A 23,345-nucleotide genomic window follows, 5' to 3' on the forward strand; every position below is an offset into this window, starting at 1 on the left:
TTATTCACCTGTTAAGCTCAAAAGATATGGTTTTGTATATCTTTCTAATGATATATTATGATTGTTTAATAAGTTTCTTCTTTGCATTTTTAGATCTTCTATTTGCAAATTTAGATTTTCCAACTCTATGTTTGTTTTCATTCCTAATTTTACCAATTGTGCCATATTTTTTGATTGTCTTTGTAAGTTTTCAATTTGATTATTGATATTATTTATATTGAGTTCTAAATTTTCTATAGTATTTGCTGTTTCAATTACTGCATTTTCTATTGACTGCTTATTTATTCTCAAATTTACGTCTTGTATTCCTACACTTGTCGATGTTTCTTCTCTCGGAAGCGAAGTTTGTGATTTGTCCAATAAATCGTATTTAATACGCTCTTCTAATGCTCTTATGTTTGCATTTTGTCTAAATATGGCAGGTGCTTGTGATATAGCTGTGCCTATTGCTGACTCTTTTGATATGCCAAGTGATGATAGAGTTTTATATTCTATCTTTATATATTCCACTTTTTGATTCACTTTGCTACCCACTATATTGGATAAGTCTTTATATGCTGATTCTAATTGAAGAGTGTTCTCTTTTTGAGAGTTTTTTAATTTATCCAGTTCTAATTGAGAATTTTCAAAATCTAATTTACTAATCATACCGTATTTGTATTTAATCGTATTTATGGATATGTTTTTGCCCATATTGGCAATCTTTTCTTCTATAAGAACCGCATTTTTTTCAAGGTATTCTATCTTCAAAAATATATTTTTAAGCCCCACGCTTATTGCATCACTTTGCGCTTCATAGCTCATCTTCAACGCTTTTTCATCATCTATGAGATTTTGATATTGCAAAGAGGAATTTATGGATGCAATAGCATTTTCCATACCTTGTTCTGATGCTTGACCGCTTTGATTGAAATTTTGCATTTGTTCATCTTTATTTGTGCCTGTCGTTAAAGTTTCATCTACTTTATCTAAATTCTTTTGTACTTTTTCTAATTGTAAGTTATTTTGTACAGCTTTTTTAAAAGCATCTTCATATGTCAACTTGTTTTGCGCATATGAAAATGACGGTATTAACATAGCTATACTTAAAACTATGGCTGTTAATCTTGATTTCAAAATATCATCTCCTTAATTATTTATTCTATTAATTTTCTATAATCACTTTTATATTTGTAATTATATCACAATTATTTTTATTTTTAACACATTACATAAATTGTTAAATAAAATTTAATACTTTGTTAAGTTTTAAAATTTATTACTGTTTAACTAATTTCTAATGAAATAATATATAATTTATATGATAAGCCTATAATTAGTCTTATATTTTCACTAAATTTATACAATTCTATTTTTATATAGTTTTGTTGAATTTTAGCATTAAATTGAGCTATGTCCCGACATATTAAAAATATCTGCGTTTAATCGGATAATGGCATTAAACTATTGTGTAAATATATAAATAATGTTATAATACTGTATTATTGATATGAGTTTTTTTATTCTAAAATAATTATGTTTATAAAACTCTATATAAGTTTTACTCATAATAACGTTATCTCATAAAATTTTTGCTTATTTTTTATAATATATGATAATTTTTAATTAGTGCTTAAATTTTACAAAAATAATTTTATTAGTTTTTTATAAAAGTACATAAATATAATACAGCCTAATATCATATAAAATTGATTCTTTAAGGAGTATATTATGACTATTATCAAAAGGTTCCTCAGCGATCAGATATATGATGAACTGAAAATGCAAATTATAAATCAAGACATTCCTTTTGGCTCTAAAATAGTAAATAGAACTTTACAAGAAAGATTTAATGTCAGTTCCTCTCCTATTCGTGATGCTATAAACAGACTCTTCTCAGATGGCTTGATAGAAAGCATAGATAATACAGGTGCATTAGTCGTAGGATTCGATGCTGATTTTTATCTGGAAGTAAATGAAATACTTATGGGTATAACAAATACAGGAATCCAACTTTCAATGCAAAAATCAGATATAAAAGAAGTTGTTAAGACATTGAAAAAATATGTTGCCCTTCAAAAAGATAATGTGGGTACTGTAGAATATTTTAAATATGACTATGAATTTCACAAAACATTTATAGATTTTTCAAATAATTCAAGATTAAAAAAATTGTATAAGCAATATAACGTCCTGCACGAAATATTGCTCAGATGTTATTATGAAAAAGAGATTGTAGATATGCAAAAAGGCAGTATAAAAACTCACGAGGATATGATAAAGGCTTTTTCAGAGAATGATATAGATAAATGCATAAAATTAAATGAATATCACTACAAAAGAGCAGAAAACCTCTTTAAAGAAATGTTTAAAAAGACTACCAAAGATTCGTAATATATATAAAATAGAGTGTGTACGAAAATAAAAATCAAATTTTTCATACACACTCTATTTATATTAGGTTAAACTCCACTGTTATCTCTGTACCTTCATTTTCTTTACTGTCAAGTCTTATATAGGCATTATGCACTTTAGCTATATGCTTAACTATAGAAAGCCCCAAACCGGAGCCTCCAAGATTTTTTGAGCGACTTTTATCTACTGTGAAAAATCTTTCAAACACTTTTTCCTTATATTTTTCTGAAATTCCTATTCCTGTATCTCTTGCCTTAAATATAACTTTATTTCCGTCTCTATTGCAATCAATCATCACTTTTCCATCTTGCACATTATATTTTATTGCATTGCTTATTATATTGTTGACCATATCGTACATAAGGCTCTCATTAGCATATACAAACACATCTTCTTGTATATTAGTAGATATATCTATGTTTTTTAATTTCGCTTGAATTTCAAGATTTTTTATACATTTTTTGATAACTGTATCAAGACTCACTTTTTTCTTTTCTATATTGTTAATATCCACTAAAGAAGATAATTTTATTATATCGTTTATCATATTTATCATCTTGTTTGTATTTTTTATTATATTGTCAGAAAATACTTTTATATCTTCTTTTGTAACATCCATATTTTTCATAATTTCTGCATATCCGGCTATAGATGTAAGTGGTGTTTTCAGCTCATGAGTAACATTGGTTGTAAATGTACGTCTTGCAAACTCATTTTCATACATAAGCGTATCATCAACTATAACACAAAAAATTCCTTGAAGTTTTCCATTTTCAACCATAGCATTTACATATGATTTCAAATATCTGTCGTTTATTTTCATAGTTGTCGGCATTTTCGATTCTTCTAATATATTGTCAAGTTGGTTGTTAAGCTCCACACTTTTTACAGCAAACAACATATGTTTTCCTGTAAAATCATAGTTTTTGTCTATATTCAATAAGTTTTTTGCACTTTCATTTATGTGTATTATTCTTTTTTCATCATCCAAAAGTATTAAACCTTCGTGAATTTTATTGAATATATACCTTGTCTTATACGCCTCTTCAATCATCAAATCCTGCAAAGACATTATCTCGTTTTTTTGATTTTTTATATCTCCTTCCAATGCTCTTATATAGTCTTGGGATTTATAGTTTTCATTTATATCTTTTATTATATGATTAGTTATCATATTTATTAGAAAAAATGATATCACGATAAATATGATTATAAATAACATTATTTCATTTTGTGATTCGCTGACGTATTTATTTATATAATAGACTTGGTCAAGCAATATACCGCTCTTTCTCATAAACAAGCCTATATTCATTTGCATTATAAAATATATTACAACACTTGTTATTGTAACCCCTAAAAGTGATAGTGTAGCCATCAACACAAACAACTTTTTTCTCATAATCTTACTCACCTATTTTATATCCCACATTCCTTACCGTCTTTATTATATTGTTTGCAATGCCTAATTTTTGTCTCAAAGATTTTATATGAGCATCTACTGTCCTTGTCTCCCCTTCAAAATCAAACCCCCACACATTGTTCATCAATTTTTGTCTTGTTAAAACTATATTTTTATTTACCATCAAATATTTTAAAAGTTCATACTCTTTGTTTGTCAAAACTATTTTTTCACCATCTACCAAAACATTGTGGCTCTTAGGTTCAATAACTACATTTTCATACCTTATCTCGTCCAATTCCATATCTTTTCTTGCACGTCTTAACACTACCTTGACTCTTGATATAAATTCCATGAGACCGAACGGTTTTACTATATAATCATCTGCTCCCAAGTCAAGACATTTCACCTTATCTATCTCCATATCTTTTGCTGTTATCATTATAACAGGTATGTCCTGATATCTCTCTTTACTTTTTAAATATTCAAGTATTTCAAATCCGTTCTCTGTAGGCAGCATAATATCGAGAATTATTATGTCAGGAAGTTTAACTTCCATTTTTTCATAAAATGATATTGAATTTTCAAAGCCATATGTATCAAATCCGCTATTTTTAAGAGCATATTCTTCTATTTGTCTTATATCTTCATCATCTTCCACTATATATACTATCATAATTTCCTCCAAAAATTTATTTGAAATAATCTTTTAATACTGTTATAATTTTTATTATATCACATATTGGCAAGTTTTTTTAGTAAATTATGGTTTTATATCGGTATCTTATTAAAAACAATTACCGCTTGTAAAAAATATCCTTATAAATTATTTGCCTTAAACAAGGAGATTTATATGCTGCAACTCAACAGATTTCAATTTAAATTATTGCTTGCTTTTTTAATGGTACTTGACCATATAGATTTTTTTGTATCCGACAGTTTGAATATTTTATTTAAAATACTTTCAAGATGTGTTGCTGTCGGTTTTGCGTATTTGGTTGTAGACGGATTTTTATATACAAAAAATCTAAAAAAATACCTTTTGAGATTATACGGCTTTGCAATATTTATGCTTATAGGCAATCACTTTTTCAACGCTTTGTATGCTCCATATAACATAGTCATAAGAAACAGTATAATTATGACATACGCAATAGGTTTAACAATGCTGTTCATATTAAGCAAGGTCAAAAAGAATTTTTTTATAAGATTTATCTGTTGCTTTGCACTGTTTTATATATCAGATTTCTTTGAAGGCGGCTTTATAATACTACTATTTATGTATTTTTCTTATATATATCACGATGATGAGAAGAAGAGAAATATAGCATATTTGATATTTTCAGCCGTTTTATTTGCACTTACTCTTAATTTTTCTTTACAATCACCAAATCCGATTATATTTATGTTGAAGCGCTGCGAATTTTTATTCATATCTATAATACCTCTACTGAAGATATATAACAGAAAGCAAGGGCTTAACAACGCCTTTTCAAAATATTTCTTCTATATATTCTATCCTGTTCATTTATGGATAATAAATTACATTAATTATATTATGGTAAAGTAAATATATCCGAATAAAAACGGACTGTTGCTGTTATTTTCATAATTTGCAACAGTCCGTTTTACTATTGTTCTATACTTTTAATTTATGTTGTTTTTCAGGTATTACTTTGTTTTTAAGCAATACAAGTAAATCATCTTTTTGCTCTATAAGTCCTTTCAGTTCAGCTATTTGTCCGTTTTCTTCTTTAAAATTCTCGAATGCTCTTGACATCATAAGTTTTATCCTGTTAAGCTGATTTACTTCCGATGCTCCGGGATCATAATCTATAGGTGCTATATTAGTACCTTTATACAATCTTTTAAGCTCTTTTGCCATTCCTTTGCCTGTAACGTGATTAGGTAAACATGCAAACGGCTGAACACAGATTATATTTTTCACTCCACTGTTGATAAGTTCTATCATCTCACCTGTTAAAAACCAACCTTCTCCTGTTTGATGTCCAAGTGACATAACATTAGATGCTCCATCTGCTATTTCATTTATAGTTGAAGGTTTTTCAAAATATCTTGATTTTTCAAGTGCATCTCTTAAATGTTTTCTATAATTTTCAATATAGCCTAATACCAAATTACTTATAAAATTACCTTTTTTACTTCTTCCCAAATGTTCTTTTGAAAAATTGGAGTTGTATAATGTATATAGTATGAAGTCAAGCAATGACGGTACCACTGCCTCTGCACCTTCGTCTTCTACTACTTTTACAACAGAGTTGTTAGCTGTAGGATGGAATTTTACAAGTATCTCTCCCACTATACCTACTTTAGGCTTTTTAATATCATATCTTTCCAATTGATCAAATTTATTTACTGCATTATATATATTTTTTATAAATTTTTTCTTATTATGTTCTTTTAAGTCTGATTTAAATGTATTTGATATTTCCTTGTACAAATCATTAGCTGAGCCTACAGTTTTTTCATACGGTCTTGAAGCATATAATAGTTGCATCAGCAAATCACCATATATAAGCGCCTGTAATGCTCTGTCCAATGTATTTAAATTCAATTTAAATCCGGGATTTTTTTCAAAACCTTTAGGATTTATTGATATTACAGGTATGTTTTCAAAACCCGAATCTTTCAAGGCTTTTCTCAAAAATGCTATATAGTTTGTTGCCCTACAACCTCCACCTGTTTGCGACATAAGCACTGATGTGGTATTCAAATCATATTTGCCTGATTTTAACGCTTTTATAAGCTGACCTATTACTATTATAGCCGGATAGCAAGCGTCATTATTTACATATTTAAGCCCTTCATCTATAGCACCTGTATCATCTCTTAAAAGCACAAGCTTATATCCGGAATAATTAAATGCTGACTCTAACAAATCAAAGTGAATTGGCGACATTTCCGGACAAAGTATGGTATGAGTTTTTCTCATATCTTTTGTAAATACTATTCTTTCTTTGTTTTCACCTATTTTTTCCGGCAATATGCAATTTTTATCTCTTTCTATCATACTTGCCTTCAACGAGCGAAGTCTTATTTTTACTGCACCCAAGTTACTTACTTCATCTATTTTCAAACAAGTGTATATCTTGTTGTTGTATGCAAGCATTTCAGCAACCTGATCAGTAGTTACTGCATCCAATCCGCATCCGAAGGAATTAAGCTGTACAAGCTCCAAATCTTTCCTCTTTGAAACGACATCTGTAGCTCTGTAAAGTCTTGAATGATATGTCCATTGATTGACTACTCTCAATTTTTTCTCATCTGTTGAAAGATGTGCTATACTATCTTCTGTAAGAACGCACATTCCAAGTGATGTTATTACTTCCGGTATTCCGTGATTTATATGAGGATCCAAGTGATATGGTCTTCCTGATAAGACTATTGCCTTCGTACCTGTCTCTTCAATATATTTTAAAGTCTCTTCGCCTTTTTGCATTATATCTTTCTTGAAATCATCATACTCTGCCAAAGCTTTCTCATAAGCTTTTTCCACTTCATTTTTCGCAATATCATAGTCTTTTTTAAGCATAGTATATAATTGATTTATAACCGCTTTCTTTTGATCCAATGCCAAAAACGGATTAAATACCGTAATATTTTTTTCTCTTAAAATATCCATATTGTTCTTTAAAACTTCAGGATATGATATTACTATCGGACAGTTATAATTGTTTGTAGCGTCTACTTTATCTTCCTTTACTTCATATACTACACTTGGATAAAATATTTTTTCTATCCCTTTTTCAACAAGGTTCATCATATGACCGTGAGTTAATTTCGCAGGGAAACAAGCCGATTCTGACGGTATAGTTTCTATTCCTTTTTCATATATCTTCATACTTGACCTGTCTGATAACACTACTTCAAAGCCTAAGGTAGTAAAAAATGTATGCCATAAAGGATAATTTTCATATATATTGAGCACTCTCGGGATACCTATTTTACCTCTTACAGCCTCATCTTTTTTTAGAGATTTATATGAAAATAACCTCTTATATTTATAATCAAATATATTAGGCAAATTATTTTTCTTATATGTTTCTCCAAGTCCCTTTTCGCATCTGTTTCCTGATATAAACACTTCTTTGTCTGCAAATTGATTTATAGTGAGCAGACAATGATTTGAACATTTGGCACATCTTGATATTTCAGTTTGCATTTCAAAATTATCAAGTTCTTCAGCTTGTAATAACTTTGTCTGATACCCTTGTTCATATCTTGAACGTGCAATTATGGCACAACCGAATGCCCCCATAATACCTGCTATATCAGGTCTTATAACCTCTGTTTCGGATAACAGTTCAAACGCTCTTAGCACTGCGTCATTATAAAATGTACCGCCCTGTACGACAATTTTTGTTCCTAAATCTTCTTTATTTTTTATCTTAATTACTTTATAAAGAGCATTTTTTATTACTGAATAACATAAACCTGCACTTATATCTCCTACACTTGCACCTTCTTTTTGAGATTGTTTTACCCTCGAATTCATAAAAACTGTACATCTTGAGCCTAAATCTACCGGATTTTTTGCTTTTATCGACTCTTTCACAAAATCTTGTATTGATATATTGAGAGATTTTGCAAATGTATCCAAAAATGAACCACAACCTGATGAACACGCCTCATTCAGTGCTATAGAATCTATTGTATTATTTTTTATTTTCAAACATTTCATATCTTGACCGCCTATGTCAAGTATGAAATCAACTCCGTTTAAGAAGAAATCTGCCGCTTTATAGTGTGCAACAGTTTCTATTTCTCCAAAATCCACTTTAAGCGCCTTTTGCAAAAGACCTTCTCCATAGCCTGTAACAGTCGAATAAACTATGTTAGCAGATTTGGGCATAAGTTTGTACATTTCTTTAAGTGCATTTATGGTAGATTTTAGCGGTGAACCGTTATTGCTTCCATAATGTGTCCAAAGCAACGCACCTTCATCATCTATAAGAGCCACTTTTGTAGTGGTAGAGCCGGCATCTATTCCAAGATAGCAATTTCCGCTATAAGCCGATAAATCTTTTCTCTTAACATTTTCTTTAGAATGTCTTTGCTTAAATTCTTCATACTCTTCTTCATCTTTAAAAAGCGGCTTTAATCTGTCACTTTCTATAAGTGCATTTAACTTCATATTATCAAATGCTTGAACAAGGTCATAAAATCTGATTACAGATGTTTCTTTTGATAAAAGTGCAGCTCCTATTGCGACATAAAGCTGAGAATTAGCAGGGAATATTATATTTTCATCGCTCAATTTCAAAGTTTCTATAAATCTTTTTCTAAGCTCTGATAAATAATATAGAGGACCTCCTAAAAATGCCACCTTTCCTCTTATAGGCATACCGCAAGCAAGACCGCTTATAGTTTGAATTACAACTGCTTGAAATATAGATGCTGCTATATCTTCTTTTTTAACGCCTTCGTTTAAAAGAGGCTGCACATCTGTCTTTGCAAAAACTCCACATCTTGCAGCTATCGGATATATAGTTGTATAATTTTTAGCGAGTTCATTAAGTCCTGTTGCATCTGTTTGTAAAAGTGATGCCATCTGATCTATAAAAGAGCCTGTACCTCCTGCACAAGTTCCGTTCATCTTTTGTTCAACACTGTCATAGAAATATGTGATTTTTGCGTCTTCTCCACCTAATTCTATAGCTACATCAGTATCCGGATCAAAAGTTTTTACTGCTTTTGTAGAAGCAATAACCTCTTGAACAAAACTTACTCTCAATGCCTGAGCAAGACTCATTCCGCCTGAACCGGTTATACTTACAGTCACTTTTACATTTTCAAACTTGGAATACGCCTCTGTAACAAGCATTTTCAATGTTTCATTAATATTTGCATGGTGTCGTTCATACCTTGAATATAAAATCTCGTTATTATCATCAAGCACAACCAATTTCACAGTCGTAGAACCTATGTCTATTCCTATGTTTATTACGTCCAACATATTTCCTCCACAGGCAAAATCAAAGACATCAATATATCTTATATTGCCTCAAACTATAAAAGTCATAAACTTTATATGTAAAATAATACACACTTACAATCAACAAACAATTTGTGCAAATAATTTTTATTAAAATAGACTATAATAAATTCAATAAGCTTCAACTTTATATTTAATGCTGCCATTTATTTTAAGATAATATAGATTTTTTAAAAATATATACTATAAATCATAATTATTAAATATTTGCATAAATATTTTGTCTATTTATACCAAATTAATATATTTTAAAACTTTCTTATACTAAATTTACACATTTTTTACTTTAAAGACAAGTATTTTTCAACTTACATAGGAATATCATCATACACTTCTTCCTGCATTATTTTATTTACTTTATCCTTTAAAACTTCATATCCTATAAGAGTGCATCCTGTTATGACCGGCAACCTTCCTATATTTTCAAATGGCTGATTTTCAAGTATTATTCTGAGCGCTTTAACAGTTATTCCGTGTGAAACTATAAGTACGTTTTCGTATCCACAATTTTTTATTTTTTCAAGCGACGCCTTAACTCTATCTATCAACTGATGATACGTTTCTCCACTTCCGTTGTTGTAATTATATGGGTCTTTTTTGAATTTTTCAAATTCATTTGCGTATTTTTCGTAAACTTCTTCCATTTTCATACCGTCCCATACACCATATGACATTTCCCTTAATTCTTCAAAATACCATATAGGAATATCCATATTCCCTCTTATATAGGAAGACGTATCTTTTGCTCTTTTCAAGTCTGATGTTACAATAAGTTCTATGTTATAGGGCAATATCCTCTTTGACAAATCCTTTGCCATTTGTATGCCCTCTTGTGTGAGTGGAGAATCAAGAGAGCCTTGGAGTTTTCCTTCTTCGTTCCATATAGTCCGACCATGTCTTGTAATATATATTTTCATAAATCACCTTTTATTTTTCTATTCCAACCCTCGCCTGTACGCCTTTTTTATAATAATGCTTTATCTCGTCCATATTCGTAACCAAATCCGCAATCTCTATTATTTTTTCATCTGCATATCTGCCTGTAAGCACCAATTCTACATTATCAGGCTTTATACTTATCAAATTTATGAGTTCGTCAACACTTATAAGTCCCATATAACAGGCGACATTAATCTCATCCAATACTATTATATCATAATTATTGGAAAGCAGATTTTTTTTTGCATCTTCAAATGCGTCTCTTGCCATTTCATAATCTTCTTTTCTCGGATTTTTTCCTATAAACCTGTCTGCACCATACTGTTTGAGAGTAAAATTAGGCAATATATTCGGTGCTTTTAATTCACTGTAATCCATTCCTTTCAAAAACTGACCGAAAAAAACTTTTTTACCGCTGCAAACAGCCCTTAAACTAAGCCCTAAAGCGCAGGTAGTCTTACCCTTACCGTTTCCTGTATATACTTGAACGTATCCCTTTTCCATAAAATCTCCTTGATTTATATATTACACTGATTTTTAAACCTATACTTATATTAAAAAGTATTTATGCGATTATCTAATTGAATATCGATATTTTTTTAAACCGGAAATTATAGAATTTCTAAACTTTATAATTTGTAATATTATTAATATCAAATTAAATTAGCTTATTAATAAATTATTAATAAGCTAATTTAAAAGAATATATTTATTAGTGTCCATATTATAAAATTAATATGCTTTTGCTATATACACCATGTGTTTTGCAGGTTTGCCACAGAACGGACAAACATCTGCGAGATTTTCCTGTTCAAACGGTATACATCTTATAGTGGCGGCAGTTTCTTCTTTTACTTTCTTTTCACATTCCGCATCACCGCACCACATAGTTTTTGCAAAACCCGGTTTCTCGGACATCATCTTTTTGAACTGCTCATAATCTTCTACTAAGAAAGTTTTTTCTTCTCTATTTTTTAGAGCTTTTTCAAACATTGTATTATGCACGTTGTCCAATAACTCCGGTATTTTTGTTTCTAATTCCTCTATACTTAATTGGAATTTTTCCAATGTATCTCTTCTTGATACCATCACAATATTATTTTGTAAATCTCTCGGCCCTAATTCTATTCTTAAAGGCACGCCCTTCATCTCATATTCATTAAATTTCCAACCCGGTGTTGTATTTTTATCTGAGTCTAACAGAACTCTTATACCCAATTTTTTAAGACTGTCGGATATTTTTTGTGTAGCTTCAAGTACGCCTTCTTTTTGTTGTTGAATAGGTATGACAACCACTTGTATAGGCGCTACTCTCGGTGGCAATACAAGTCCTCTGTTATCTCCATGTACCATTATAAGTCCGCCTATCAATCTTGTACTTACTCCCCAAGACGTATGGAACGGATATTCCAGTTTACTTTCTCTGCTTTGATATGTTATGTCAAATGCTTTCGTAAAATGCTGTCCAAGGTTATGAGATGTACCTGATTGAAGAGCTTTTCCATCGTGCATAAGCGCTTCTATAGTATATGTCGCATATGCTCCTGCAAATTTTTCGCTTTCTGATTTTTCCCCAAGAATCATAGGTATAGCAAGCACATCCTCTGCCAATTCTCTGTATATATCAAGCATTTGCAAAGTTTCTTTTTGAGCTTCTTCATAAGTTTCATGTAAAGTATGACCTTCTTGCCATAAAAATTCTGATGTTCTTAGAAACGGTCTTGTTGATTTTTCCCAACGTACAACACTGCACCATTGATTATACAAATATGGTAATTCTCTATATGAAGTCAACCACTTTGAATACATTGAGCATATTATAGTCTCTGATGTAGGTCTTACACACAATCTTTCTGCAAGCTCTTCACTACCTCCATGTGTAACCCATGCAACTTCAGGTGCAAAGCCTTCTACGTGCTCTTTTTCTTTGTTTAACAGACTTTCAGGTATAAGTAGAGGAAAATAACAATTTTTGTGTCCTGTTTCCTTAAATCTTATATCTAAAAATGCCTGTATATTTTCCCATATTTCGTATCCATATGGTTTTATTACCATAAATCCTTTTACAGGTGAATAATCTACTAAATCCGTTTTTCTTATCACATCTGTATACCATTGTGCAAAGTCATCTTCCATATTTGTAATATCTTTTACAAAGTCTTCTTTTTTATTTTTCGACATATATTCCTCCAAGTAAATGAGCTTAACACTTCAACTCGCATTAAGCTCATCTTTTTTATTAATTTTAATTCTTCATACTGAAAATTTTTTAAATTTGTGCTATTACCTAAGAGATATATAATTAAATTTTATTTATAAAAATTGCTAAAGCCACTATTTAAAACTGTGCCTATTTTTATATTTTAAAATTAAATATAAGTTTCATCGGACTTGTCATCCGATTTAACTAAATCTACCACTTTTTCTTCTTTTTCCCATTCTTCTTTTGTATCGTTCATAATTGATAAGAAGGTATCTGCGTCTATAAGTGATTTATCCATAAGCATATTTGCCAACGTATCCAATTTGTTTTTATTCTTTTTAAGCATATCTAAAGTTTCTTCAAAAAGTTCGTTTGATATCTGTTCAGCCTGCTCTATTATCTCATCTGTAGGTCTTTTCATACCGAGTTCTTCAAGATTTATTAATGAGCCGTTAAGCCCCAGTATCTTTATATAGCTGTTTATTATCCTTGTAGCTCTTTGTATATCATTTACAGCTCCTACAGTTATCTCATCATCGCTTGACGCTATCATAGTTTCACCTGCTCTTCCGCCGTACAGCTCTTTTATCTCATTTTTCATATCCGACTTTGTTCTAAGACCTTCTTTAGGTTGAGATAATGTGTATCCGCCTGCTCCTGATGTAGTTCCTATCACACTTACTTCCAAAATAGGTTTTCCGAGTAAATGTCCTATTACTGCATGACCGGCTTCATGATAAGCAATTATCTTTTTCTCTTCTTCTGTTTGATGCTTATCTTCTTTTTTGTCACCTTTTATTATTATTTTTAGATATGAATCGTCTATATCTTCCTGTTCTATTATATCGCTACCTCTTGTAACTGCTTTTATAGCTGATTCGTTTAACAGGTTTTCCAATTCTGATGGGCTGAAATCTATAGTTTTTGCTGCAAGCTTATCAATATCTATAGACGGAGACATTTTCTTGCCTTCTTTATACAAATCCAATATCTGTATTCTTTCTTCTTTGTTAGGCAGAGGAACTGCCACTTGTCTGTCAAATCTTCCCGGTCTTACAAGCGCAGGATCCAAATCCTGTAATCTGTTAGTAGCCGCTATTGTTATAACTCCGTTTTTTGCAGAAAAACCGTCAAGTTCATTGAGCAGTGCTGTGAGTGTCTTGTCATCTTCTGATGAACCTCTATGTGCTCCTCTTGCTCCACCTATTGAATCTATTTCGTCTATAAAAACTATACAAGGTGCATTTTCTCTTGCTGTCTTGTACAATTTTCTAACACGTCTTGCTCCAAGTCCTACGTACAGCTCCACAAAGTCTGAACCGTTTACTTTATAAAACGGTACACTCGCCTCTCCTGCTATCGCCCTTGCCATAAGCGTTTTACCTGTTCCCGGAGGACCATAAAAAAGTACACCGTTGGGCAACCTTGCACCTATTTTTTCATATGATTGAGGATTTTTCAAAAAATCCAATATAAACTTAGAATCGCTTTTCAATGTTTCATATCCTGCTATATTTTGAAACTTTGTATCCGGTACAGTTGTTACAACCTCACTGTCTGCAGGCTCCATTCGCCTTTGAAAATACATGATAAAAGCAAGCATTAATATAAACGGAAAGAAGTTAAGTAATAACATAAATATAAAACTAAGCGTTTCTGAAGTTTTTACAGAAAAAACCCTTATGCCCTTTTTTAACAAGTCTTCTTTAAAACTTTGAGAATTAGGATTTTCAGTTATAAATCTCAGTTTTCCGTCTGTAGGTATAATCTTGTAATCTACTGTTGTCTCTTTTGTTTTGGAAAGTTCATCTGTAAGTTTATAATATCCGTCCTGTGTCAGTAAAATGTTCTTACTTTTAAGATAATCCTGTGTAGGCAAAAACTGTACTGTTGACGGAGATGCACCGTTTATAAAAACATACTCCACTTCACCTTTATCAACCATGTTCACAAAACTGTCATACGGTATATATTGCGTATCGGATTGCACCTTTTTGTTAGCAATCATACTATCCTTAAAAAACATTGCCACAAATAACAAAACTGCTATTATAGTCAATATTCTTGATTTAGTGAAATATTTCTTCAAGTTGTTATCATTATTGTTGTTTTTTTTCATTTTATCACCTGACTAATATATTAACCTAAGTTATAATAAATTACAACATATTTTTAAATAAATACAATTTTACTTTAACATTAATACCCAAGTTTAAAAATAAAATATCTTTTTATTAGTTTAAAATATTTTACAAAGTATAATTAATTTTGTATAATATAAAAGATATTGAACATACACAAACAATCATATTAATTATATACAAATATTCTATAAATACTCTTAAATCTTTTTATAATGAAACCTATTTAAATCAAGATATTTTCAAACTGTTTTAAAAACAGGATTAATGACGCTTTTATAAATATCTGATTTACACATATTTATAAAAAAGTTCTCTAAATAAAATATATTTTCGCATTATATTAAAAAATATATATTTAATTATAATAGTAGTATTTAAAATATTTTATAATAAATTTTTGATTATCACAAAGAAAAAGGTGAAATAATTGGGTAAAATTTACGTTATGGAATCCGGAAGCGATGCCTGTGGTAAAGCTACGCAAACCAAACTTTTATATGAAAATCTTTTGAAAAAGAACAGCCGAATTATGAAAGTGGAATTTCCCAACTACAAAAGTCCATCTTCATCTCTTGTAAAGATGTACTTAAACGGAGATTTCGGCTCTAAAGCTGAAGATATAAATCCATATATAACTTCAACTTTTTTTGCAATAGACAGATATGCCACTTTTAAAAAAGAAATTCAATGGTACTATGATAATGGCTACATAATAATAGCAGACCGATATACAACTTCGAATATGGTATATCAGGCAGGAAAATATGACAGCATTGAAGAAAAAAACAAGTTTTTAGACTGGTTATACGATTTTGAGTTCAATTTGTACGGTTTGCCTGTTCCTGACAAAGTATTCTTTTTGGATTTGCCGTTTGAGATTTCATACAATCTAATGAAAAAAAGAAGCGTGGAAAATAAGAGACATAATGAATTATTGAAAAGAGATATACACGAAAACAACAAAGCATATCTCGAAAAAGTGTATAAAAATGCCAAATTTGTATCTGAAAAATACGGTTGGATAAATATAGACTGCTCTGAAAATGACGGTTTAAAAAGTATAGAAAATATACATTCTATGATAATGGAAAAAATATAATAATTTATTATATTCTCATTTTAAAAAGTTATAAACCTAATATATTATTTTTATTGAATCAACATTATTGTAAATCATTTATATAGAACATTTATAATCTAAAATCTGTAATTGATTTGCCGAATTATTTTTAATCAACTATTTAAGATTAGCATCTTATATAAAAACAAGGTAAATTTATGAGTAAATATGAACAAATAAGAGATTTATTATTCGATGAACACGAACAAAATACATTGAGGCATGCATATATATTTGAGAGCAGTGATTTATCTCTTGCACTTAAGCTGTCTACACAATTATGCAATAAGATACTTGAAACTTCTAATCTTTCTATGATAAGCGACTATCATCTTATAAAAAAAGAAGATATGAACGTACAGACTATAAGAGATATTACAAAAGATTCTATTGTACAGCCATTTAAAGCAAAAAAAATATATGTATTTGAAGATTCTATGAAATTCACAATCCCTATGCAAAATGCATTTTTAAAGACACTCGAAGAACCTCCTCCTGATGTCATATTCATCTTGCTTACAGAAAATGCAAACTCACTTCTTGAAACAATACGTTCAAGATGCATAATATATTTTTTTGACGAAGAAGTAAGCGAATTATCACAAAGAGAAGACATAAATATAAAGACAAGACAATTATTCGACATATTAATAGCAAAAGACAAGATAAAGATGATACAATATATGGAGGATTTAAAAAAATCGAAAGATGACATAGATGACATCTTGACATATATATTGGACAACTCAAGAAACATAATGATTGCAAAAGAGAGCATAGCACTCTTACCGGACAAACACAAACAAAATAAATATATACACGACATAATAAACAAATTCACATACTATCAACTGCTAACAATAATAGACATAGTAGAAGATACAAGAAAAAAACTAAATCGAAATTGCAGTTTCTCGATGACGATAGAGCTTATGCTAATGAATATAATGGAGGTTATGAATTGAAAAAAGTAGTAGGAGTAAGATTCAAAAATGTAGGTAAAATCTATCATTTTGAATGTACAGATCAACTTAGTTTTGAAATCGGTCAAAAAATAATAGTCGAAACTTCCAGAGGAATTGAGTATGCTACCGTAGTTATACCGGAAAAATACATACAAGACTGTGAATTAGTGGCTCCCCTAAAACCAGTTCTTAGAATAGCAGACATAAATGACCATATACAACACAAAAACAATATCAAAGAAGCTGAAGAAGCTTTTGAAATATGCAAAGAAAAAATATCCTTGCACAACCTTGATATGAATTTACTTGAAAATGAATATACATTCGACAAAAGTAAACTTATATTTTATTTTACCGCTGACGGAAGAATAGATTTCAGAGAATTAGTCAGAGATCTCGCCAACATATTCAAGACAAGAATAGAACTAAGACAAATCGGAGTGCGTGATGAAGCAAAAAAACTCGGAGGACATGGTCCTTGCGGTAGAGAATATTGCTGTAAAAAATGGCTTGGAGATTTTCAGCCTGTAACGATAAAAATGGCAAAAGACCAAGGATTATCACTTAACCCAAGCAAAATTTCAGGTTCTTGCGGAAGATTGTTTTGTTGTTTAAAATATGAAAACGACAACTATGAAGGAATAATAAAAAGAATGCCTACATTAGGCTCAATAGTAGAAACACCTGAAGGAGTTGGAAAAGTTACAAGCCAACACACTCTACTCGAAAAAGTCACAGTTGTTATAGAAACAAATGACAATAATGTAAGCTTTAAAGACTTTAATTTAGATGAAATAAAAGTTTTAAAAATGGCAAAAGTTATGAATGATTTACACGATCACGTTAGCGAAGAAGAACTCAAACAATTGGAGGATTAAGTGCTGTTAGAAGGTGAACGAATAGACGATTTACAAGTCAAAAACTACAAAATAATACAAAATACAAACGGATTTTGTTTCGGAATAGATGCCGTATTGTTAGCCAATTTTGTAAAATACAAAAAAAATGATGTGATTGCAGATTTGGGAACAGGTACAGGAATTATACCTATACTTATATCAGCCAAATCCGATATCAAAAAAATATATGCCATAGAAATACAAAAACAAATAGCAGATATGGCAAAACGTAGCATAAAATTGAATAATCTCGAAGATAAAATAGAAGTGCTGAACATAAATCTTACACAAAGCCTGCAATATATAGAAAAAAATTCAGTCGATATAGTGACTTCCAATCCACCATATATGCCGAAAGATAAGCTCTTAAGCACAAATGAAATGATGAAAATATCACGCAATGAAATATATTGCACACTATCTGATATAATGAAGACAAGTAGTGATTTGCTTAAACCAAACGGCAAAATGTATATGGTACACAGACCTTCAAGGTTATGTGATATATTTGTAGAAGCACGCAAAAATAAATTAGAACCCAAAACTCTACAACTCATACATCCAAAAATAAATAAACCTGCAAATTTAGCTCTCATCCAATTCACAAAAAATTCAAAGCCTGAACTTAAAATGTTAGATGATATATATGTACACAACGATGACGGCTCATATACAAGCAGTATAAATACTATATATTCAAAAGAATTTTTAGACATAGACGAAAATATTTAACACGAAAACCTATTTAAATTAAGATACAAATATTCTAACAGCTTATATTATATGTTATTTATAAAATACCATATACTGTTAGAATACAAAAAATATGTTCAACTTAGACTTTTTATTATATTACTGTTTAATTTAGTAATAATATTAAACATAAAAAACTGTATTTACAATAAATTTTTGAAAATACAGTTTTTCTTTATATTTTTATAGTTTTTTAAGGTGAATTTCAAATATCTATGCTAAAATTAGTCGTATAATAATTTTAATACCGATACTCTTTATGACTATCGAGAAATATATTATAATTAAGATTAATTCATTGAATTAAAAAACATTTTCTCATTATTTAATTAAATTTCAGTATAAGTATACTGCCGGAGGTCTTATGAAAAAAAATAAATTACTTCTATTATCTATATTCATATTATCAATACTGTTCATATCGTCTTGTAATAAACAGGATGCCAAAACAAGTTCAGATGATTTAAAAAATCAAGAAAATACGCCTGTAGCTACTTCAAAAGCTGATGTTTCAAATGAAGTTAAAAATGATATAGAACCAGATGAAAAAGAAGGTCCTTGGTCAAAATTTACTGCTCAGGATTTAGACGAAAAAGAATATAATCAAGATATATTAAAAGACAAAAAACTTACCGTAGTAAATATATGGGGAACATTTTGCGGCCCTTGTCTAAGAGAACTGCCATATCTTGCAGAAATATCAGAAGAATATAAAGATAAGGATGTTCAATTTGTAGGCATAGTCATAGATACTCTTGATCAAAACGGAGAATATTCAAAAGACCAAATAAATGTTGCAAAAGATATAATATCAAAATCAAATGTAAAATACTTAAACCTATTACCGTCATCAGATTTAATAAACATATACCTTAAAAACGTACAGGCAATACCTGAAACGCTTATATTAGACAGCAAAGGCAATATACTGCAAAGTTTCTTAGGTGCAAGAGAAAAAGATGAGTTTAAAAAAATCATAGATGAAGAACTTGTAAAGTTAAAATAATAAATTATCCACATTATCCACAGAAAAGCAATTTTATCTTGTGGACAATGTGGATAATTCCATTTTCATACATTTTACATATGTAATATCTTTTACTTTTTTAAAATATCGTTTTATATCTTCATATTCTTCGTCTAAAAAAGGATTTATTTCTTCATTGTCAAACCTTTCCCAAAATGTATACTTACTTTTAAACCCCAATTTTCTATATACTCTATATGCTCTGTCATTATACATTGCAACACTTAAAAACAGTTTTTTATACTTTAATTTTTTAAAATACCAATTTATAAAAGTTTTTAAAGCCTCCGTTCCGTAACCTTTGTTTATCTCATCAGGATTTAGAACTATACCCAGCTCGCCTCTTTTAAAAAATTTGTTCGTGTTTCTAAGAGAAATATATCCGATAATTCTGTCATTCATAGTAGATATTGATATAATTGCTCTGCCTTTACTTGTTTTTAGCTCAAGCCACTCCACAAGCTCCACCATACTTAAACTTGGAAAATCATAATCGGCATACAATCTGTCCTTGTGTTTACCCCAACCTTGCGTCAATTTAGTCTCATATGATCTCATATTATGTAGCTTTATGTGTTCTCCCATTTCATCTATATAATATTTCAACTTAATCATTCCTTATATTTTATCTATACAGATTTCCATTTAAAACAGCAATTACCCTAATAAAATAGTTTCAAATATATTAAATCCTATTTTTAAATTAATTTCAAAAACCAATTAAAAGCATATTATAATTATATATCTAAAAAATTATATTTTCCACAAATAATAAATATACAAAAAATAGAAATTTTATATTTTATAATATTTTTAGTGTATTAGAGTAGCATATTACAAAATATCAGACTTATTTTAAAACTACTCAATATTATGTTTTTGCTCATATACTATTTCAGCTTGAGATTTACGCATATATACAGGATTTGCAAAATTTTTGTCCTTTGCTCCTATAATCTCTCCAATAACAGCCACATTAGAAGCTCTTATAAAATTATTTGCCGAATTTGGAAATATAAAACCGTCTACATCTATGCTTTCTATTGCATCCCCTGATAATATAACCTTATCTCTTAAACTTGAAATATAATTTGTCAATTCCTCATCGCTCATAATTTCATTTTCTCTAACAGGTACTACTCTATTTCCATCTGATTTATAAACTCCAACATAAAAATTATCTCTTTGAGCATCTACAGTCGATATTATAATACCGTCAAAGTACAAAAAATTCATAGCCAAAGCATCTAAGGTGCTTACGGATACAACAGGAATATTAAACGCCATAGACATAGCATTTGCAGTCGCAACCCCTATTCTTATACCTGTAAACGAACCGGGTCCTACACAAACAGCTATCATATCCAATGTTTTTTTATCAAAATTTATTACCTTGAATAAATCTTCTATGCAAGGCATAAGAGTAGTCGAATGAACAAGCCCGTTATTCAGATTAATTTCTCCTTTTATAACTCCCTCCGACATAACACATACGGACATTGAACTTGATGATGTGTCTATAGCAAGTATGTTCATAAATATTCCTTTCTCGTATTCTATACAATTTAAAATGCTTTAATATCATAGAATTCTTTAAAAATTTATAAAACTTGAAATTTTATCATTTTTTATCAAATAAAATTTCTCTGTAATCCTGTAAAAAATCTAAACCTTCTCCCATTTGTCTTGCAATATCTTCATATTCTCTTTGTAGCAAAACCTGAGGATTGTGTGCATCATAGCCTATTACAACTTTTGCATTCTCTTCTTTATATATCTCTATTGTCTTATTATGGGGATATTTATATGATTTATAACCGTCATATTGTTGTATACCGTATCTCATTCCTTTTAAATTTATTTCCACAAAAGCATCATTTTTCTTGGCACACTGTACTATTTCTCTCACTGCTTTTTCGCATTCTTTGGAATAATTATCTCTTGCCAGCATAAAATAATCAGGATGTGCAACATATTTTGCAAAGCCATTTTCAAGTGCCATACATACTTGATATGCCATATATCTCACGTCTTTATCAGTACATCTATATGTGTAATCGTAGCCTTTTCTGTCCTTTAGATGTTGACCTATTACAAGGTAGTCATATTTTTCTTTAAGTTCTGTATAATAGCTGTTTAAATCGTCAAAATATTCAAATTCCAATCCTACATATATTTTTATATCTGACTTGTACTTTTCTTCGGCTTTTTTTATATCGCTAAAATAATTGTCCATTTCTTTAAACGGTATCCTCTCCCTTGAACTGTCAAAACCGTCATATCCGCAATGCTCAGAAAACCCGAGAACTTTAAATCCGCTTTGTATCGCTGATTGTATATAATCATCTTCAGTTTTTACGGCATGTCCGCATCTATATGTGTGTGTATGAAAATTAAAGTCTTGATATTGCATAGTTCTCCTTTTATAAAAATCAACAATTTTCATTTGTTTATATTATCTTTACAAACCGAAGCTTGTCTGTCTCATTTAGCTTTCTTGGGTTTCTTTTCTGGCAGTTCCGTATACATACCTTCCAGTAGTTCTGTAATCAAATCCGTATCCTCAAATCTGTCGAATACATACATCAATGTCTTTGAAGCTTCATAGGGATAACGCAATTCTGAGTCTGCAAGAAGTTTATCAGTTGTCGGCGTTCTCTTCAGAAACAGTTCATTATCACAAATATCACCTATCAGCTTACCGTTAAAATATACAAGGTATCCGCCCATCATAGATTTTATGACAATATCACCTGCTGCAGAAAAAACCTCACGAACAAATTCATTAAATTCATTCACTATGATTACCTCCTTCAAATTTATATTTTTCTTTCCAGAACAGTTTTACGAAACTGGGAGTTGTTTATTTTTGATACTCCTCTATTTTCTCTTCATATTTTTTTAGAAGTTCCCGTGAATAATTTTTTTTGTTTTTTGAATCTCTGACTTTTTTCCATAGAATAGCAGCAACTTTTAACTTATTAGAATAAAAGTCGCTAAATTCGTCTGAGCAAAAGTCCTTTAGGAATTGATTCCATTGACAAGCTGAATTATCATACTTAGCGTAGTCTGACTCGCCATAATATACTTTAAGCATATCTTGAATTGTAAAGTTTAAGTCATTTTCTGCTTTTACTTTTCTCCATGCAGTTGCCATATCAGCATTAAATTTAAATGGATTAATACCTGTTACAGCTGAAAAATACTCGCGAAATTTTTGATTGAAGGAAAAACCACATTCAAGTAACGGTGAATTTAAGGTTATCGCTTCGGCTTGTTTTTTGTTTACTTTCCTTACAGACTTTTCTATTCTATTTCCCTTAAAATATTGTTCTATAATTAAGTTCAGCTCTTGCTTTGTACATCTATACTCTAATCCAAGGAATTTACAAATTTGTGAAAGTTCTTCTCGATACCAATAGTATCTGTTAAATTCTTCAAATGATTTTATATCTTTAAAATCCGGTCTAATATCTTTCATCA

General features: G+C 30.0%; 20 protein-coding genes. 7 read left to right on the forward strand and 13 right to left on the reverse strand.

Features of this window, described 5'->3' with window-relative positions; translation table 11 throughout:
• Nucleotides 1-1,116, reverse strand: a complete 1,116-nt coding sequence (locus HMPREF9630_RS05590) for a TolC family protein (RefSeq protein ID WP_009527542.1) — start codon at nt 1,114-1,116, stop codon at nt 1-3.
• A gap of 594 nt (nt 1,117-1,710) precedes the next feature.
• Here HMPREF9630_RS05590 and HMPREF9630_RS05595 point away from each other — a divergent pair.
• On the forward strand, nt 1,711-2,373 hold the full coding sequence (locus HMPREF9630_RS05595; protein WP_009527543.1) for a GntR family transcriptional regulator: 663 nt from the start codon (nt 1,711-1,713) through the stop codon (nt 2,371-2,373).
• A gap of 58 nt (nt 2,374-2,431) precedes the next feature.
• On the opposite strand, the gene HMPREF9630_RS05600 is transcribed toward HMPREF9630_RS05595, so the two are convergent.
• Together HMPREF9630_RS05600 and HMPREF9630_RS05605 are read right to left on the reverse strand one after the other, a co-directional pair.
• Entirely contained in the window at nt 2,432-3,796 is a 1,365-nt protein-coding gene (locus HMPREF9630_RS05600; protein ID WP_009527544.1) for a sensor histidine kinase, read from the reverse strand.
• A 4-nt stretch (nt 3,797-3,800) separates the two neighbouring features.
• On the reverse strand, nt 3,801-4,472 hold the full coding sequence (locus HMPREF9630_RS05605; protein ID WP_009527545.1) for a response regulator transcription factor: 672 nt from the start codon (nt 4,470-4,472) through the stop codon (nt 3,801-3,803).
• Nucleotides 4,473-4,649: 177 nt separating this feature from the next.
• Here HMPREF9630_RS05605 and HMPREF9630_RS05610 point away from each other — a divergent pair, with 177 nt between their 5' ends.
• Nucleotides 4,650-5,366, forward strand: coding sequence for a TraX family protein (locus HMPREF9630_RS05610; RefSeq protein ID WP_009527546.1), 717 nt, complete (start codon nt 4,650-4,652; stop codon nt 5,364-5,366).
• A 69-nt stretch (nt 5,367-5,435) separates the two neighbouring features.
• On the opposite strand, the gene HMPREF9630_RS05615 is transcribed toward HMPREF9630_RS05610, so the two are convergent.
• The 5 genes from HMPREF9630_RS05615 to HMPREF9630_RS05635 form a co-directional block, all read right to left on the reverse strand.
• Nucleotides 5,436-9,773, reverse strand: coding sequence for a 2-hydroxyacyl-CoA dehydratase (locus tag HMPREF9630_RS05615; RefSeq protein WP_009527547.1), 4,338 nt, complete (start codon nt 9,771-9,773; stop codon nt 5,436-5,438).
• Between the two features lie 347 nt (nt 9,774-10,120).
• Entirely contained in the window at nt 10,121-10,729 is a 609-nt protein-coding gene (locus HMPREF9630_RS05620; RefSeq protein ID WP_009527548.1) for a histidine phosphatase family protein, read from the reverse strand.
• A 10-nt stretch (nt 10,730-10,739) separates the two neighbouring features.
• Entirely contained in the window at nt 10,740-11,255 is a 516-nt protein-coding gene (locus HMPREF9630_RS05625; RefSeq protein WP_009527549.1) for a cob(I)yrinic acid a,c-diamide adenosyltransferase, read from the reverse strand.
• A gap of 228 nt (nt 11,256-11,483) precedes the next feature.
• On the reverse strand, nt 11,484-12,932 hold the full coding sequence (gene proS / locus HMPREF9630_RS05630; RefSeq protein ID WP_009527550.1) for a proline--tRNA ligase: 1,449 nt from the start codon (nt 12,930-12,932) through the stop codon (nt 11,484-11,486).
• Nucleotides 12,933-13,120: 188 nt separating this feature from the next.
• The gene (locus HMPREF9630_RS05635; RefSeq protein ID WP_009527551.1) at nt 13,121-15,073 is read right to left on the reverse strand and encodes an ATP-dependent metallopeptidase FtsH/Yme1/Tma family protein; all 1,953 of its coding nucleotides are present in this window, start codon (nt 15,071-15,073) and stop codon (nt 13,121-13,123) included.
• A gap of 452 nt (nt 15,074-15,525) precedes the next feature.
• On the opposite strand from HMPREF9630_RS05635, the gene HMPREF9630_RS05640 reads away from it, so the two are divergent.
• The 5 genes from HMPREF9630_RS05640 (at nt 15,526) to HMPREF9630_RS05660 (ending at nt 19,841) form a co-directional block, all read left to right on the forward strand.
• Complete coding sequence (locus HMPREF9630_RS05640) at nt 15,526-16,197, forward strand: dTMP kinase (protein ID WP_009527552.1); 672 nt, start codon at nt 15,526-15,528, stop codon at nt 16,195-16,197.
• A 179-nt stretch (nt 16,198-16,376) separates the two neighbouring features.
• Nucleotides 16,377-17,183, forward strand: a complete 807-nt coding sequence (locus HMPREF9630_RS05645) for a DNA-directed DNA polymerase III subunit delta' (protein ID WP_009527553.1) — start codon at nt 16,377-16,379, stop codon at nt 17,181-17,183.
• Nucleotides 17,180-18,061 carry a PSP1 domain-containing protein gene (locus HMPREF9630_RS05650; RefSeq protein WP_009527554.1) on the forward strand — a complete coding sequence of 294 codons (882 nt, stop codon included), beginning with the start codon at nt 17,180-17,182 and terminating at the stop codon, nt 18,059-18,061. Before HMPREF9630_RS05645 ends, HMPREF9630_RS05650 begins: the two co-directional genes overlap by 4 nt.
• Nucleotides 18,062-18,814, forward strand: a complete 753-nt coding sequence (locus HMPREF9630_RS05655) for a tRNA1(Val) (adenine(37)-N6)-methyltransferase (RefSeq protein ID WP_009527555.1) — start codon at nt 18,062-18,064, stop codon at nt 18,812-18,814.
• Nucleotides 18,815-19,199: 385 nt separating this feature from the next.
• Nucleotides 19,200-19,841 carry a TlpA family protein disulfide reductase gene (locus tag HMPREF9630_RS05660; protein ID WP_009527556.1) on the forward strand — a complete coding sequence of 214 codons (642 nt, stop codon included), beginning with the start codon at nt 19,200-19,202 and terminating at the stop codon, nt 19,839-19,841.
• Between the two features lie 33 nt (nt 19,842-19,874).
• On the opposite strand, the gene HMPREF9630_RS05665 is transcribed toward HMPREF9630_RS05660, so the two are convergent.
• The 5 genes from HMPREF9630_RS05665 to HMPREF9630_RS05685 form a co-directional block, all read right to left on the reverse strand.
• Nucleotides 19,875-20,468 carry a GNAT family N-acetyltransferase gene (locus HMPREF9630_RS05665; RefSeq protein WP_009527557.1) on the reverse strand — a complete coding sequence of 198 codons (594 nt, stop codon included), beginning with the start codon at nt 20,466-20,468 and terminating at the stop codon, nt 19,875-19,877.
• 255 nt (nt 20,469-20,723) lie between these two features.
• Entirely contained in the window at nt 20,724-21,398 is a 675-nt protein-coding gene (gene tsaB, locus HMPREF9630_RS05670; RefSeq protein ID WP_009527558.1) for a tRNA (adenosine(37)-N6)-threonylcarbamoyltransferase complex dimerization subunit type 1 TsaB, read from the reverse strand.
• Between the two features lie 85 nt (nt 21,399-21,483).
• Entirely contained in the window at nt 21,484-22,275 is a 792-nt protein-coding gene (locus HMPREF9630_RS05675; protein WP_009527559.1) for a PHP domain-containing protein, read from the reverse strand.
• Nucleotides 22,276-22,346: 71 nt separating this feature from the next.
• Nucleotides 22,347-22,661, reverse strand: coding sequence for a TfoX/Sxy family protein (locus tag HMPREF9630_RS05680; RefSeq protein ID WP_009527560.1), 315 nt, complete (start codon nt 22,659-22,661; stop codon nt 22,347-22,349).
• Between the two features lie 64 nt (nt 22,662-22,725).
• Entirely contained in the window at nt 22,726-23,343 is a 618-nt protein-coding gene (locus HMPREF9630_RS05685; RefSeq protein ID WP_009524421.1) for an SAP domain-containing protein, read from the reverse strand.
• Nucleotides 23,344-23,345 lie beyond the last annotated feature (2 nt).

The sequence above is a fragment of the Peptoanaerobacter stomatis genome (genome assembly GCF_000238095.2).
GTDB lineage: Bacteria > Bacillota > Clostridia > Peptostreptococcales > Filifactoraceae > Peptoanaerobacter > Peptoanaerobacter stomatis_A.

Excerpts from the sequence above, each read along its gene's own strand:
- HMPREF9630_RS05595 (WP_009527543.1), top strand. The coding sequence starts at position 1,711 with ATGACTATTATCAAAAGGTTCCTCAGCGATCAGATATATGATGAACTG.
- HMPREF9630_RS05600 (WP_009527544.1), bottom strand. The coding sequence starts at position 3,796 with ATGAGAAAAAAGTTGTTTGTGTTGATGGCTACACTATCACTTTTAGGG.
- HMPREF9630_RS05605 (WP_009527545.1), bottom strand. The coding sequence starts at position 4,472 with ATGATAGTATATATAGTGGAAGATGATGAAGATATAAGACAAATAGAA.
- HMPREF9630_RS05610 (WP_009527546.1), top strand. The coding sequence starts at position 4,650 with ATGCTGCAACTCAACAGATTTCAATTTAAATTATTGCTTGCTTTTTTA.
- HMPREF9630_RS05615 (WP_009527547.1), bottom strand. The coding sequence starts at position 9,773 with ATGTTGGACGTAATAAACATAGGAATAGACATAGGTTCTACGACTGTG.
- HMPREF9630_RS05620 (WP_009527548.1), bottom strand. The coding sequence starts at position 10,729 with ATGAAAATATATATTACAAGACATGGTCGGACTATATGGAACGAAGAA.
- HMPREF9630_RS05625 (WP_009527549.1), bottom strand. The coding sequence starts at position 11,255 with ATGGAAAAGGGATACGTTCAAGTATATACAGGAAACGGTAAGGGTAAG.
- proS (WP_009527550.1), bottom strand. The coding sequence starts at position 12,932 with ATGTCGAAAAATAAAAAAGAAGACTTTGTAAAAGATATTACAAATATG.
- HMPREF9630_RS05635 (WP_009527551.1), bottom strand. The coding sequence starts at position 15,073 with ATGAAAAAAAACAACAATAATGATAACAACTTGAAGAAATATTTCACT.
- HMPREF9630_RS05645 (WP_009527553.1), top strand. The coding sequence starts at position 16,377 with ATGAGTAAATATGAACAAATAAGAGATTTATTATTCGATGAACACGAA.
- HMPREF9630_RS05660 (WP_009527556.1), top strand. The coding sequence starts at position 19,200 with ATGAAAAAAAATAAATTACTTCTATTATCTATATTCATATTATCAATA.
- tsaB (WP_009527558.1), bottom strand. The coding sequence starts at position 21,398 with ATGAACATACTTGCTATAGACACATCATCAAGTTCAATGTCCGTATGT.
- HMPREF9630_RS05675 (WP_009527559.1), bottom strand. The coding sequence starts at position 22,275 with ATGCAATATCAAGACTTTAATTTTCATACACACACATATAGATGCGGA.
- HMPREF9630_RS05685 (WP_009524421.1), bottom strand. The coding sequence starts at position 23,343 with ATGAAAGATATTAGACCGGATTTTAAAGATATAAAATCATTTGAAGAA.